The following is a 14401-nucleotide window of genomic DNA, read 5'->3' on the forward strand; positions in this document are numbered from 1 at the left end:
AAGCGGGCTGTCATAAAATCAAATCGGGCAGCCCGCCGATTCACCACTCACCAACCGGTGAGAAATGAAAACAGCATCCAGAATAAACACACTACCGCAATCCCCGTTCCCCCCACGGTGATGAGTACATTACCGCGCGATAGCATACTGAGCGTCATCCCGATCAACACCGACACCGGCATCAAAGCTAAAAAGAACGGCCAGGTGTAGAGCAAGAAGAAGACGGTATTGGGGCCATAGACAAAAAATGGGATCGCGAACGCCAGCCAATAGAAGACAAAACCTGTAACGCCACCGAGAAAGGAGTAAGACGGCTCCTCCCGTTCCCGTTGTTCGTCGATAGTAACCTGCGTGATATTGAGCATATAAATCCTGTGGGTACAGTTTACCGGCACGCTCTGAGGGCGTTTTGCCTATACATAAAATACCCAAGGTCATTGGCTCAAGAACGAAGGGTATATATCAGGATTTGATAATAGCTCGACCACGCAGCACGTCTAACAATTGTTCAATCAAATTTGTTACTAATTGTTCACCCTGCAAGTGAATATCGGGATGCTCAGGAAATTCGTAAATAGAGTCGATACCAGTGAAGTTTTTCAGCTCGCCGGCACGGGCTTTTTTATACAATCCTTTCGGGTCACGCGCTTCGCAAATCGCCAACGGCGTATCGACAAACACTTCAATAAACTGGCCTGATGCCAGCATATCCCGCACCATACTTCGCTCTGCCCGATGCGGAGAGATAAACGCCGTTAACACCACCAGACCGGCATCCACCATCAATTTAGCCACTTCTCCAACCCGACGAATATTCTCGCGTCGGTCAGCATCAGAAAAGCCCAAGTCGCGGCATAAACCGTGGCGCACGTTGTCGCCATCAAGTAAGTAAGTGCTGACACCGCGAGCAAACAGTGCCTGCTCCAGCGCACCGGCAACCGTAGATTTACCGGAGCCAGACAAGCCAGTGAACCACAGCACTACGCCCTGATGCCCATGCTGTTGCTCACGATCTTCTCGGGTCACCGCATGGGGGTGCCAGACGACATTTTCGTCGGCTGGCGCGCCTTCCCATTCATTTACACCCATATGATGAGTCTGATCGGCGTGCACGTTATTTCCCCCCTAACAGGTCACGCGCGCCCCAATGTGGGAAATGGCGGCGGACCAGCGCATTCAGCTCTAATTCAAAGGCACTGAACTCAGTGTTTTCCTGATAAACCGACTCTAGCGTTTCACGGATCAACCCGGCACCCACGGTGACATTACTCAACCTGTCGATGAAGATCATACCGCCGGTATCGCGATTGCGTTGATAGCTGTCCAGCACCAGCGGCTCATCAAACGCCAGTTCAACCAAACCAATACCATTGAGTGGCAGGCTTTCAACTACCCGCTGGGTCAGCGAGTTGATTTCAACCTGATACTGAATATTTTCAACTCGCGCACGGGTCTTTTTCCCGGCGATTTTGATGTCATAACTTTGCCCGACCACCAATGGCTGTTCCGCCATCCATACCACATCCACCAGCGCATTTTGTGCCGCAGTCAGAGTTTCACTGGCATCAACCAATAAATCACCCCGGCTGATATCCACTTCATCGGTCAGCACCAAAGTGATGGCTTCACCGGGGCCAGCCTGAGTTAAATCGCCATCAAAAGTGACAATGCGTGCAACAGTGGATTCCACTCCTGAGGGCAACACTTTGATTTTTTGCCCTACCCGCACGATACCGGCGGACAAGGTGCCAGCATAACCGCGAAAATCCAGATTTGGCCGGTTAACATATTGCACCGGGAAGCGCAGCGGCTGCTGACGGCTGGCGTTAACCACATCAACACTTTCCAGCACTTCAAGCAGTGTCGGGCCAGAATACCAATTCATCTTCTCACTGGGAGAGGCCACATTGTCGCCATCCAGCGCGGATAGCGGGACAAATTTAATATCCAGATCAGTGGGAAGTTGCTGGGCAAAACTCAGATAATCTTGTTTAAATTGCTCGAAAACACTTTCCTGATAATCGACCAAATCCATCTTATTCACGGCCACCACCAAGTGGCGGATACCCAGTAAAGTGGCGATAAAGCTGTGACGGCGAGTTTGGTCCAAAACCCCTTTACGGGCATCGATCAGCAAAATAGCCAAATCACAGGTTGAAGCACCGGTCGCCATATTGCGCGTGTATTGCTCATGCCCTGGAGTATCGGCAATGATAAATTTGCGCTGTTCTGTCGAGAAGTAACGATAAGCCACATCAATAGTAATGCCCTGCTCACGCTCCGCCTGCAAACCATCCACCAGCAATGCCAGATCCAGTTTTTCGCCTTGAGTACCAATGCGCTTACTGTCTGTGTGCAGCGTAGTGAGCTGATCTTCGTAGATCTGGCGAGTATCATGCAATAAACGGCCAATTAACGTACTTTTACCATCATCCACACTGCCGCAAGTCAGAAAACGCAGCATGGTTTTGTGCTGTTGCGCATGCAGGTAAGCTTCCACCCCGCCTTCGTTAGCGATTTGCTGGGCGATGGAAGTGTTTTGTAAAATCATTGAGTTACTTTCTACAACTGGCTGTTTTTCTGCCACTGATTGGCCTTGAAATTTGCTGTTCATCGGGCGCTCCTCAGAAATATCCCTGACGCTTTTTAAGCTCCATGGAGCCGGATTGATCGCGGTCGATCATACGACCCTGGCGTTCGCTGGTGGTCGAGATAAGCATCTCTTCGATAATGGCAGGTAAAGTTTCCGCCTCGGACTCCACCGCGCCGGTCAGTGGCCAGCAACCTAACGTGCGAAAACGCACCATCTTCTGAGTAATCACTTCACCCGGCTGCAAATCAATGCGATCGTCGTCCACCATCAGCAACATCCCGTCGCGCTCCAGCACTGGCCGTGGTTTCGCCAAATACAACGGCACAATGTCGATTTTTTCCAGGAAGATATATTGCCAGATATCCAGTTCAGTCCAGTTAGACAGCGGGAAAACGCGGATACTTTCACCTTTGTTAATCTGGCCGTTGTAGTTATGCCACAGCTCCGGGCGCTGGTTTTTCGGGTCCCAGCGATGGAAACGGTCACGGAACGAATAGATTCGTTCTTTGGCGCGAGATTTCTCTTCATCCCGCCGCGCGCCACCAAAAGCAGCATCAAAACCGTATTTGTTCAGTGCTTGTTTAAGGCCTTCCGTTTTCATGATATCGGTGTGTTTGGCACTGCCGTGAACAAATGGGTTAATCCCCATCGCCACCCCTTCCGGATTGCGGTGCACCAGCAACTCACAGCCAAACGCTTTGGCCGTGCGGTCGCGGAATTCATACATTTCACGGAATTTCCAGCCGGTGTCCACATGCAACAATGGGAATGGCAAGTTACCGGGGAAGAATGCCTTGCGCGCCAAATGCAGCATCACAGAAGAGTCTTTACCGATGGAATAGAGCATCACCGGGTTACCGAATTCGGCGGCCACTTCACGGATGATATGGATACTCTCCGCCTCCAATTGCCGCAAATGAGTGAGTCGTTTTTCGTCCATAACAGATCCTTTATGCCAAATTCACGACTGACGGGCTGATGGCCTGTTCAGTCTGAGGTTGTTGCCCAAACCAGGCAATTTGGTGATGTAAATCCACCACTTCGCCGATAACCAACAGTGCCGGTGTCGGGGCCTGATGCGCTAATAATTCCAACTCTGCCAATGTGCCCGTCAGGACTTGTTGATCAGCACGAGTACCTCGGCCAATCACCGCCACTGGTGTGGTGCTGGCCCGGCCGTGGGCGATTAATTGTTGGCTGATTTCAGCCGCTTTCACTGTGCCCATGTAAATCGCCAACGTCTGGCGGCCACGGGCGAGCGCCTGCCAATCCACATCATCACCATCAGCGCGGCAATGCCCGGTAATAAATGTCACGCTTTGTGCGTAGTCACGATGAGTCAGAGGAATACCCGCATAGGCTGTCGCCCCGCTAGCGGCTGTCACCCCTGGCACGATATGAAAGGGTATGCCCGCACGTGCCACAACTTGCAGCTCTTCACCACCACGGCCAAAGATAAAAGGATCGCCCCCTTTTAGCCGAACCACTCGTTTGCCGCGCTGCGCTAAGGTGACTAATAATTGATTGGTTTCTTCTTGGGCAACCGAGTGCGACCCCGCTCGCTTACCAACACAAATGCGTTGTGCATCACGGCGAACTAAATCCAGCACTTCTGGGCTAACTAAATGGTCATACAGCACCACATCAGCCTGCTGAATAACTTGCAGACCGCGTAAGGTCAGCAAACCGGGGTCACCGGGGCCAGCCCCCACCAAAGCGACTTCCCCCTGATTGCGGTTCTGCCCCTCCAATGATAATTGCAACTCTTCTTCAGCCTGCGCTAACTGACCACGGCTGATCAAGCTGGCAAAACGACCACTGAACGCATTCTCCCAGAAGCGGCGGCGCTCGCCCATTGAAGCTACGTGCTGTTTAACCCGACCACGCCAACGCCCGGCGACAGCGGCCATATCTCCCAAGCTGCTGGGTAACAAGGCTTCCAACTTCTCACGCAATATACGCGCCAGTACCGGCGCCTGACCGGCGGAGGAAATCGCCACTACCAGCGGAGAACGATCGACAATCGACGGGAAGATAAATGAGCAACGGGGTTGATCATCAACCACGTTCGCCAGAAGATGCCGCTTATCTGCTGCCGCGAAAACTGCGGCATTCAGCGCAGTATCATTGGTAGCGGCAATCACCAAAAACACCTCATCCAACTGCTCGGGCAAGAAGTCTAATGCCAGCCAGTGAATGCGGCCGTCCTGATGAAGTTGCTCGAGTTCGGATGAGAGAGTCTGTGCCACTACCCGCACCTGTGCGCCCGCGCGGTGGAGTAAGTCAATTTTTCGCGCAGCAACTTCACCGCCGCCCACGACCAGTACCGGGCGTCGTTTCAAGTCGGCAAAAAGAGGTAGATAGTCCACAGCATCCTTCAATTACATAATAAGCATATACGTAGGGTGACTATAGGGGGGGGTTATGACCTTATGAAATGACTAAAAGTAATTACAAGTTCCATAATGATATATAGGCGTAATAGTAAGGTTCCCAGCGATGTTGCTCAGATTATCACTGTGAGTCATTTTCTTATCGGCTGGCATAAATATCTGCACTTTAGGAGCCATACAGATTGTCTATTACACACGACACTCCCATACTAATGACGTTATCTATGCCAACAGGTATAGCGCAGACTATAAACAAGGATATTTCGGTATGCTTTCCCGTCGTTGCCTAAAGTGGGCACTCTTTACACTGAGTTTAACGACCGTCCTGCCACTTCAGGCAGCGACATCTCCCGCCACCGGTCAAATAGCAGAACAACAAGTTCGCCATATTAGCACCTACTTTCCTGGCCGCATGGCAGGCAGCCCCGCTGAATTACTGGCAGCTGAGTATATTAATCATCGTTTTCAGCAGATGGGCTATCAGAGTGATTTACGTGGCTTCAATACCCGTTATCTCTATACCAGCAAAAATGGTAAACAAAGCTGGCGAAATGTCAGTGCCACCTCGGTCATTGCTGCCCGCAACGCATCGACCGATAAAGAAGATGATCAAAAACAGATAATCATCATGGCGCACTTTGATACTTACACTCCGCAAAGTGATAAAGATTTAGATAAAAATCTGGGCGGTCTGACCTTACAAGGTGTTGATGACAATGCCGCGGGGGTCGGAGTGATGCTGGAACTGGCGGAGCGCCTCAAAAAAGCGCCGCTGCGCTATGATGTGCGTTTTGTCGCACTCAGCGCCGAGGAGATTGGTGCGCAAGGCACTGAAAACTATCTGCAACGCATGAGTCCGGCGGAGAAAACCAACACCTTGCTGGTGATCAATTTAGATAACCTAATCACTGGTGATCGCCTCTATTTTAATGCCAGTAACCAACCCTCAGCTCAGGCGGCCAGGGATCAGGCACTGACGCTGGCGCGCCGCTATGGCATTACAGCTTCCAGCGTAAAAAATAAAGTGACTTCGCCATGTCGGGCAGAGAAAAATGCCTTTGATTCTACAGGGATACCGGTGTTATTCGTCGAGGCTAGCAACTACACATTAGGCAATAAAGATGGCTGCCAACAACGGGCTATCAGTAAGCACTTTCCGCAGGGAACTACGCGTCATCAAAGCCAACTGGATAACTTAAATTATCTGGATAAATTCTTACCGGGCCGAATCACCAAACGTACACACGATACCGTACAGATATTGCTGCCACTGATACAAGAGTTAGCTACCGCTAAAAAATAGTTTCCGCTATGCGAAGCATCACGCAAAAAAAGTAAAAAAACCAATTAATTCAAATCAAAGGCGATCAGTATGGTCGCCCTTTTCCGTGTTTTCAGCGTATAACTTCTGGTGGGTATGATACCTACAAATAATTGACTCAACCTTGCTAGTGGGTATGATGCCCACTAGCAGCTCACCAGGAGATCACATGGAGAGTGGCGAATTAATAAAGCGGTTGCAGGATGAAGGCTGGCAAATCAGAGGCGGTAAAAAAACCAATGGCGGGAGCCATATCGCTCTGTGTAACCCAAGGGTACGTAAGATCATTACGCTCCCTCATCCACGCAAAGCGTTATCCAAAGGCATACTGCGGCAAGCTCAGCAGATTTCTGGGATTCAATTGATTTAACTAAAGCGGAAACGCTTGGAGCTGACCATGATCTACCCTATTTTCATCTTCAGTACTGTAGAAGGATTCGACGGCTATTTTCCCGATATTGACGGCTGCTTCTTTGCGGGTAACACCTTTGCGGAGATTAGCCAGAATGCTGAAGAAGCCTTTGCTGCTCATATTGAAGCGCTAATGGATGAAGGTTTTCCATTACCAACTCCCCCCAAAGATCCACAACGGTATATCAATGATCCGCGTTTAAAAGAAGACGGCGGCATTTTGGGGTTTGTCGAGATCGATCCGGCCAAGTATGAAAGTAAGGCAATAAAATTTAATCTGACGATGTCACAGAATCTACTCACTGCGATTGATAAGTTTATCGCCACCCACCGTGGTTATAAGAATCGTAGCCAGTTTCTGGCCGAGTTGGCGCGTGAGCGAATTGCTCGTTAGTGACCACTAAAAGAAAGGGCGCGATTAGCTCTCTCAGACTGCTGACAAACCCCAAAAACTCGATCTTGCAAGGTGAAGGCAGGTAGAAGAGTAAAGCGTCCGCGCCAAGGATGGCGCGGCTCGAGCCTCCAGGGATGGATTGACGGCGTCTTTACGATCTGCCTGTTTCACCGACACGGGCACTTTGTCATTAACCTCAAGGCGCAATTAGCGCCCTATTCTCAATCTGTCGCGATCAGCCTTCATGCAAACCGCATTCACGTTTTAGGCCGAAGAAACGCGTCTCTTCTTCACTCATACCCGGTTCCCATTTACGGGTGGTATGGGTATCACCGACCGAGAGATAACCCTGCTCCCACAGTGGATGGTAGCTCAAGCCATGTTGCGTCAAATACTGATAAACCTGACGGTTATCCCAATCAATGATAGGAAGCAACTTGAAGACCCCGCGTGCAATTGCCAAAACAGGTAGCTTTGCACGACTCCCCGATTGTTCACGACGCAGCCCCGCAAACCAGGTTTGAGCACCTAAGGTTTCCAGTGCGCGATTCATTGGCTCAACTTTATTCAAATCATTGTAGCGCTCAATCCCTTCAACACCCTGCTCCCACAGTTTGCCATAGCGAGCCTCTTGCCAGGCGGGGCTTTGCTGCGCGCGAAACACCTGCAAATTGAGCTGAAGTTTTTCAGTGAGAGAGTCAATAAACTGATAGGTCTCAGGGAACAGATAACCGGTATCAGTGAGGATCACCGGGATATCAGGCTGCTGGCGTGTCACCAGATGCAAGCAAACTGCGGCCTGAATACCAAAGCTGGAAGAGAGCACAAACTCACCGGGTAGATTTTCCAACGCCCAGCTAACGCGCTCCTGTGCGGTTAGGTGCTCCAGTTGCCCATTAACCAGCGCCAATGCCGCCGCTTGTTCCGCTTTCGGCAGCGCATTAAGCTCATTGAGATTAAATTGGCTCACACCGCCTCCTGAACATCATAAAAGTCGCGGGCTGAATCTATCACCGGAGCAATAACACCGACGCGAATAACAAAATCACCGAAACCTTCATCAGTATGACGTTCCTTCGCCCAACGCCCGACCAATTGATCGGTAATGGCCAGAATTTCATCTTCGGTAATGTTTTCACGGTACATCCGCGGTATTCGCGTACCTTCGCGATTGCCACCCAGATGCAGGTTATATCGGCCAACCGCTTTCCCCACCAGCCCCATTTCCGCCAATAAAGCACGGCCACAGCCATTCGGGCAACCGGTGACGCGCATCACAATATGCTCATCGGGCAGGCCGTGCTGTTGCAAAATACCTTCAATACGGGTAACAAATTCCGGCAGGAAGCGTTCAGCCTCCGCCATCGCCAATGGACAAGTTGGGAACGAAACACAAGCCATTGAATTTTCACGCTGCGGGCTGACACTATCGTCCATCAGTCCATGTTCACGGGCCAATGCTTCAATGCGCGCTTTGTCTTTTTCCGGCACGCCAGCCACTATTAGATTCTGGTTAGCGGTTAAACGAAAATCGCCCTGATGGATTTTGGCAATTTCCGCCACGCCGGTTTTCAGACTGCGGCCTGGGTAATCCAGCAAACGGCCATTTTCGATAAATAAGGTCAGATGCCACTTTTTATCAATGCCTTTCACCCAACCGATACGATCGCCACGGCCAGTAAATTGATAAGGTTTGATGGCTCCGAAACTCACACCGGCGCGCTTTTCAACTTCAGCTTTAAAGGCATCAACACCGACGCGCTCTAGCGTATATTTGGTTTTGGCATTCTTACGGTCAGTACGGTTACCCCAATCGCGTTGGGTTGTCACCACCGCTTCAGCGATAGCTAAAGTGTGTTGTAGCGGGATATAGCCAAATTCACTGGCTTTACGTGGGTAAGTATTCTTATCACCGTGAGCAATAGATAACCCACCGCCTACCAGCACGTTAAAGCCGACTAACTTGCCCTTCTCCGCCACAGCGACAAAGTTAAGGTCATTGGCATGGAGATCCACATCATTTTGCGGCGGAATGACTACCGTAGTTTTGAATTTGCGGGGCAAATAAGTGGCACCGAGGATCGGTTCTTCATCCGTAGTCGCGACTTTTTCTGCATCTAACCAGATTTCAGCGTAAGCACGAGTGCGCGGCAGTAAATGTTCAGAAATCTTCTTCGCCCATTCATAGGCTTCCTGATGGAGCACTGATTCCACCGGATTCGAGGTGCAAAGCACGTTACGGTTAACATCGTTTGCCGTCGCCAATGCATCCAAACCTAATTGATTAAGCAACTGGTGAGCCGGTTTCACATTCCCTTTCAAAATGCCATGAAACTGGAATGTCTGGCGGTTAGTGATACGGATACTGCCATATAAGGTGTTATCCGCAGCAAACTTATCAATCCCCAACCACTGTTGCGGGGTAATGATTCCGCCGGGTAAACGGCAGCGCAGCATCATGGCGTGACGTGGTTCCAGCTTCTGTTCTGCGCGCTCGGCACGGATATCACGGTCATCTTGTTGATACATGCCGTGGAAGCGGATCAGCAAGAAGTTATCGCCGTTGAACCCGCCGGTCAGCCCGTCATTCAAATCTTCTGCAATCGTGCCGCGTAGGAAGTTGCTTTGCGACTTCATGCGCTCGCCGTCAGAAAGTTTTCCCGTCACGACCAACGGCCCAGGGTGTTTTTCACTCATCAGTACACATCCCGCTGATAACGGCGCGCCAGGCGCAGCTCACTTAAATATTCATCAGCCTGCTCAGCATCCATCGCGCCGTGCAGAGCCACCACGTCCAGTAAAACCTGCTCAACGTCTTTCGCCATGCGATTAGCATCGCCACAGACGTAAATGTGGGCACCTTGTTGGATCCAGTTCCACAGTTCTGCACCTTGCTCGCGCAGTTTGTCTTGTACATATATTTTATGGGCTTGATCGCGCGACCATGCCAGATCAATACGAGTCAGCAAACCGTCTTTGACGTAACGTTGCCATTCCACTTGATAGAGAAAATCTTCAGTAAAATGCGGGTTGCCGAAAAGTAACCAGTTCTTGCCCGTAGCCCCATCGGCTTCGCGCTGCTGCATAAACGCACGGAAGGGGGCGATACCGGTTCCCGGCCCAATCATTATCACTGGCGTTTCTGGATCAGCAGGTAAACGGAAATTATCGTTATGTTCGATAAAGATGCGAATGTCACCATCTACTTCCAGCCGATCCGCCAGATAACCCGATGCACCACCAGTACGTGGCCGACCATCAATGTCATAGCGCACCACACCGACGGTAATATGCACTTCATTCTCGGTTTCAGCCTGTGAGGAGGCGATGGAATAGAGGCGAGGTGTCAGTGGCCGTAACAGCGCAACCAATTGATCGGCATTCAGGTCTGAAGGGGCCTGACGAACCATATCAACAATTGGGGTATTCTTCGCATAGTGTTGCAGCGCCGGTTTATCCGCCAGCAAAGCAATCAATTTTTCATCACGAGAAAGTGCGGCGTATTTATCGACAATTACGGTAGTATTTTGTGTCAGTTCAAGCTGGCTGCGCAGTGCTTGCGACAGCGATATATTCTGCCCATCAATACTGACCAGCTCATCGCCTTTAAGCCACAATAGCGCCAACAACTCTTCGACCAATGCCGGGTCATTATCAAACCAGACCCCCAGTGCATCTCCCGGCTGATAGCGCAGCCCGGAGTCCCCTAAATCAATTTCAATATGGCGCACATCTTTTTCAGAGTTGCGGCCCGTCACTTTTTGCTGCACAGATAACTGTGCGGTCAGTGGCGCAGCCTTGCTGTATGGGCTGGAGGTAATTTCATCAACCACGCCGCTTTGTGTTACTGCTACCGCAGCCGCTGATTGTGCGGGGGCTCTGGCCTGCAATGCCGCCACAATCTGTTGACGCCACTGCTGTGCGGATTCTTGATATTCCACATCAGCATCGACTCTCTCCAATAATCGCTGCGCACCCAACTCAGCCAATTTGTTGTCGAAATCTTTGCCTGCCTGACAAAAATGCTCGTATGAGGTATCGCCTAAACCAAATACCGCAAAGGCAGTTTCTGGCAATTTCGGCGCTTTTTTAGAGAATAAGAACTTATGCAAGGCAACAGCCTCTTCGGCCGGTTCCCCTTCACCTTGAGTAGAAGCCACAATCACCAGCAAGCGCTCTTGCGCGATCTGCTTAAACTTATAATCACCAGCGTTAACCAGATTGACGTTAAGTTTGGCAGCCAAAAGGTCATCGCGTAACTGTTCAGCCAAACGGCGCGCATTACCGGTTTGAGAAGCGGAAATAAGAGTAATGGTTACTGCCGCAGGAGCCGCTATAGCAGGGGCAACAACCGCACCGGGTTGCTGATTAACCATGCCCCAAAAGTAGCCAGATAACCATGCCATTTGGGTTGGGGAAAACTCACCCACCGCCGCCTGCAAGCGGGCTAACTGCTCCGGCGATAGCGGAAGTAAAGAACTAGGAGGAACCTGAGTCGTCATTGCAGTACTAATTCCCTTAAGCTATAGCCAGTGTCAGCTGATATATTTAGCAAATAAATCTTTATGTTTGTAAGGTTAACCATCTCGATAATAACAATTAAAGAAGCAATGGAAATAATAAATAACCAAAACGACTAAGCGGTTTTTCAGCTAATAGATATGAGTTAAAGTGTTCAACTTATTAGGAAATTTATGCCCAGTGATATTGCGCCACAGATTGGGGTCGTCTGTATATAAATCAGTAGGCTACGCTGTAGATAAGCACAATGCGTCAGGCTCGGGAGGGCACACCGTTCGCGCCTTCATAGCCAGCATCGATGCTTTCCGGTACTATGCGGCGGTTTTTTGAGTCAATAAGGTCAGAATAATGAGCACCACCCTATTTAAAGATTTTCAGTTTGAAGCCGCCCACTTGTTACCCCATGTCCCAGAGGGCCATAAGTGCGGCCGCTTGCACGGCCATTCATTTATGGTTCGTATCGAGGTCACAGGTGAAGTTGATGCTCACTCCGGCTGGGTGATGGATTTTGCTGAGCTTAAAGCTGCATTTAAACCGATTTGGGAACGTTTGGATCATCACTACCTAAATGATATTCCCGGTTTGGAAAACCCGACCAGTGAAGTGCTGGCCAGTTGGATTTGGCAACAGCTTAAACCGCAATTACCAGAACTGAGCGCCGTCATGGTAAAAGAGACTTGTTCTGCGGGTTGTGTTTTTCGCGGCTAATAAATCGCGGTGAGTAAAATTGATTCATCAGGGCGCTACCACGCCCTGCCTATCAAGCTATATTTAAATACTTATGTGTCTGCATCGACAACCGCCAATTCCTGGCAATACAGGTTTCGATACAGAGCTTGGTAGCCTCTTCTTTCTGGCTGATAGGCTGTAACGCAATAATCCGCTTTTTGTCATCCGTCAGTGTTCCCAGCAGCACTTCAAGTGCTTCAATATCCCGTAAACGCCCCACCGGATGCTTAATTTCATCTGCGCGCTGTAGTGCTTGTGGCAATACTTTTAGGCCACCACGCATATTCACTTTTGGCGACACTGTCACCCAAGTGGTAGCGGAACACTGTATTTCATGAGTGCCGCTGGTTTCAATCTGGCAACTGTAACCGGCCTGTTCCAACTGAGAGGTTAACGGGAACAAATCGTAAATAGCTGGCTCACCGCCGGTTATTACCACATGGCGAGCGGTATATCCCTGCTGAGAGAAGATATCCAATAATTGCTGTTCACTGGCGGTTGCCCAGGCATCACTTTCCACAGTTTTTACCATGATGCGCTGCATATCGACTTCCCGATCAGCCTCTTTTTCCCAAGTATGTTTGGTATCGCACCAGCTACAACCAACCGGGCAGCCCTGCAAGCGCACGAAAATCGCCGGTACGCCGGTGAAGTAACCCTCGCCCTGCAAGGTCTGGAACATTTCATTAATCGGGTACTGCATCAGTATCTCTATCGTCATTCAAACCAATGGGTGATTATCGCAGATTCCATGGCAGTGACCAAACTGGCTGCATCTTAGCCGCCAGTTTGTCTGTATCAGAGTGTTACTCAATCACACCACAGGCCATGCGCGCACCACCACCGCCCAGAGGCATTGGATGGTCAGCATAATTATCCCCACCAGCATGGATCATCAAAGCATGCTGCTTCAGTTCAGAGAGTGATTTCAGCCGTGGAGCCAATACCTGATAAGTGGCAGTCCCATCAGCATTCACCACCAATCCGGGCAGGTCACCTAAATGCCCTTTATCGTTATACGGCCCAAGGTGGACAGCAGTTTTTTGTGGGTCAAAGTGGCCGCCCGCAGCTAATGCCGGCACGGCTTTGCCGTCTTTCTGCCCCGGCGCACAGCTTGGATTTTCATGCAGATGGAAACCATGAATACCCGCTACCAGCCCCGTTAGGTTCGGTGTGAACAATAAACCATAAGGAGTTTCGGTCACGGTCACAGTACCCAAAGCTTTACCATTGCCTTCCGGTAGCGCTTCATTCATGGTCACAGTAATATCCGCAGCCAGCACGCTACCCGTAAAAAGGATCGCGGGTAAAAGTAGGTATTTCAGTTTCATCAGTTATCTTCCTTTATGCATTATTGTCGAGTCATTCGGATACTCATTAATGATAACGGGTGATGAATTATCTGCACAGGTGTGGTGCCTGGGATGTGAGTCAGATGAGGTTGTTCCTGCGAGATTCGGATTAATCTCGCAGGAAACAAACAGTAATAATAGGTTAATTTTAGAAGAGTCAATCTGGCTTACTGGTATTCTACGGTATTTAAGTTTAGCTCACGGCTAACATATTACCGAGGTTTGCTAATGACTTAGAACACTGTGGTGAGAAATTAGTGGCGCCTGGTTCACTATTATCAAGAATTGCAGAGAGGGTATTAGTTAAAAAATTGATGTCAAGTTCACTGGTGTATAAATTACGAGGGATAGCTTCCTTTAACAAAGGTTGACCAGTATCCTCCCCCTGTCTATTGTCATCTATTTCAAGATCACTTAAAGAGTTACGTATTCTATTAACGAAATCATGGTGACCTATTTCCCCAGCAAGAAATAATTTGGATAATTCCATTATTTTTTCCTGCCCCCCTTCATAATTTAGTGCAACGTAAACCGGCGCATAATCGAACCTCTTTTTATAAGAAAGTTCTAATAAATCTTTAGATGCGCCAATATCTTTCAAAACCATCAGCATTGCCAATTCATGAACTGGTGATTGACTAAATCCATAATAAGACAAAAGGACTAAATCTTTATATTCCGGTACAT

Annotated in this window: 15 protein-coding genes and 1 pseudogene; 4 read left to right on the forward strand and 12 right to left on the reverse strand. The window is 49.6% G+C overall.

The window, feature by feature from the left end; translation table 11 throughout:
- Positions 1-47: 47 nt before the first annotated feature.
- From HU019_RS17020 to cysG, 5 genes are all read right to left on the reverse strand, one after another.
- Positions 48-365 (reverse strand): DUF3561 family protein, encoded by a 318-nt coding sequence (locus HU019_RS17020; protein WP_174849945.1) that lies wholly within the window; start codon positions 363-365, stop codon positions 48-50.
- Positions 366-462: 97 nt separating this feature from the next.
- Complete coding sequence (cysC, locus tag HU019_RS17025; RefSeq protein WP_174849944.1) at positions 463-1113, reverse strand: adenylyl-sulfate kinase; 651 nt, start codon at positions 1111-1113, stop codon at positions 463-465.
- A 1-nt stretch (position 1114) separates the two neighbouring features.
- The gene (gene cysN, locus HU019_RS17030) at positions 1115-2614 is read right to left on the reverse strand and encodes a sulfate adenylyltransferase subunit CysN (protein WP_174849943.1); all 1500 of its coding nucleotides are present in this window, start codon (positions 2612-2614) and stop codon (positions 1115-1117) included.
- 10 nt (positions 2615-2624) lie between these two features.
- Positions 2625-3533: a sulfate adenylyltransferase subunit CysD gene (gene cysD, locus HU019_RS17035; protein ID WP_048619274.1), complete on the reverse strand. Its 909-nt coding sequence runs from the start codon at positions 3531-3533 to the stop codon at positions 2625-2627.
- A 10-nt stretch (positions 3534-3543) separates the two neighbouring features.
- Positions 3544-4962 carry a siroheme synthase CysG gene (gene cysG, locus HU019_RS17040; RefSeq protein ID WP_019080450.1) on the reverse strand — a complete coding sequence of 473 codons (1419 nt, stop codon included), beginning with the start codon at positions 4960-4962 and terminating at the stop codon, positions 3544-3546.
- Positions 4963-5254: 292 nt separating this feature from the next.
- Here cysG and HU019_RS17045 point away from each other — a divergent pair, with 292 nt between their 5' ends.
- Positions 5255-6289 carry an aminopeptidase gene (locus HU019_RS17045; protein ID WP_174849942.1) on the forward strand — a complete coding sequence of 345 codons (1035 nt, stop codon included), beginning with the start codon at positions 5255-5257 and terminating at the stop codon, positions 6287-6289.
- A 54-nt stretch (positions 6290-6343) separates the two neighbouring features.
- On the opposite strand, the gene HU019_RS20350 is transcribed toward HU019_RS17045, so the two are convergent.
- Positions 6344-6454 (reverse strand): YfmQ family protein, encoded by a 111-nt coding sequence (locus tag HU019_RS20350; protein ID WP_227739349.1) that lies wholly within the window; start codon positions 6452-6454, stop codon positions 6344-6346.
- Positions 6455-6476: 22 nt separating this feature from the next.
- Here HU019_RS20350 and HU019_RS17055 point away from each other — a divergent pair, with 22 nt between their 5' ends.
- Both HU019_RS17055 and HU019_RS17060 read left to right on the forward strand, forming a co-directional pair.
- On the forward strand, positions 6477-6677 hold the full coding sequence (locus HU019_RS17055) for a type II toxin-antitoxin system HicA family toxin (RefSeq protein WP_174849941.1): 201 nt from the start codon (positions 6477-6479) through the stop codon (positions 6675-6677).
- A gap of 27 nt (positions 6678-6704) precedes the next feature.
- The gene (locus tag HU019_RS17060; protein ID WP_174849940.1) at positions 6705-7112 is read left to right on the forward strand and encodes a type II toxin-antitoxin system HicB family antitoxin; all 408 of its coding nucleotides are present in this window, start codon (positions 6705-6707) and stop codon (positions 7110-7112) included.
- Positions 7113-7347: 235 nt separating this feature from the next.
- Here HU019_RS17060 and HU019_RS17065 read toward each other — a convergent pair whose 3' ends face one another.
- The 3 genes from HU019_RS17065 to cysJ are packed head-to-tail and all read right to left on the reverse strand — an operon-like array spanning position 7348 to position 11614.
- Positions 7348-8082, reverse strand: a complete 735-nt coding sequence (locus tag HU019_RS17065; protein WP_019080453.1) for a phosphoadenylyl-sulfate reductase — start codon at positions 8080-8082, stop codon at positions 7348-7350.
- A complete protein-coding gene (cysI, locus tag HU019_RS17070; protein ID WP_174849939.1) occupies positions 8079-9809 on the reverse strand; it encodes an assimilatory sulfite reductase (NADPH) hemoprotein subunit in 1731 nt (576 codons plus the stop codon). The genes HU019_RS17065 and cysI overlap by 4 nt, the downstream gene beginning before the upstream one ends.
- Positions 9809-11614 (reverse strand): NADPH-dependent assimilatory sulfite reductase flavoprotein subunit, encoded by a 1806-nt coding sequence (gene cysJ / locus HU019_RS17075; RefSeq protein WP_174849938.1) that lies wholly within the window; start codon positions 11612-11614, stop codon positions 9809-9811. Before cysJ ends, cysI begins: the two co-directional genes overlap by 1 nt.
- A 367-nt stretch (positions 11615-11981) precedes the next feature.
- Here cysJ and queD point away from each other — a divergent pair, with 367 nt between their 5' ends.
- Entirely contained in the window at positions 11982-12341 is a 360-nt protein-coding gene (gene queD / locus HU019_RS17080; protein ID WP_174849937.1) for a 6-carboxytetrahydropterin synthase QueD, read from the forward strand.
- 52 nt (positions 12342-12393) lie between these two features.
- Here queD and queE read toward each other — a convergent pair whose 3' ends face one another.
- The 3 genes and pseudogenes from queE to HU019_RS17095 form a co-directional block, all read right to left on the reverse strand.
- The gene (gene queE / locus HU019_RS17085; protein WP_174849936.1) at positions 12394-13065 is read right to left on the reverse strand and encodes a 7-carboxy-7-deazaguanine synthase QueE; all 672 of its coding nucleotides are present in this window, start codon (positions 13063-13065) and stop codon (positions 12394-12396) included.
- A gap of 103 nt (positions 13066-13168) precedes the next feature.
- The gene (sodC, locus tag HU019_RS17090; RefSeq protein ID WP_174849935.1) at positions 13169-13693 is read right to left on the reverse strand and encodes a superoxide dismutase family protein; all 525 of its coding nucleotides are present in this window, start codon (positions 13691-13693) and stop codon (positions 13169-13171) included.
- Between the two features lie 214 nt (positions 13694-13907).
- Positions 13908-14401, reverse strand: a pseudogene (locus HU019_RS17095) (hypothetical protein); the annotation flags it as partial.

Origin of the sequence: Yersinia artesiana (assembly GCF_902726545.1) — a bacterium.
Lineage (GTDB): Bacteria > Pseudomonadota > Gammaproteobacteria > Enterobacterales > Enterobacteriaceae > Yersinia > Yersinia artesiana.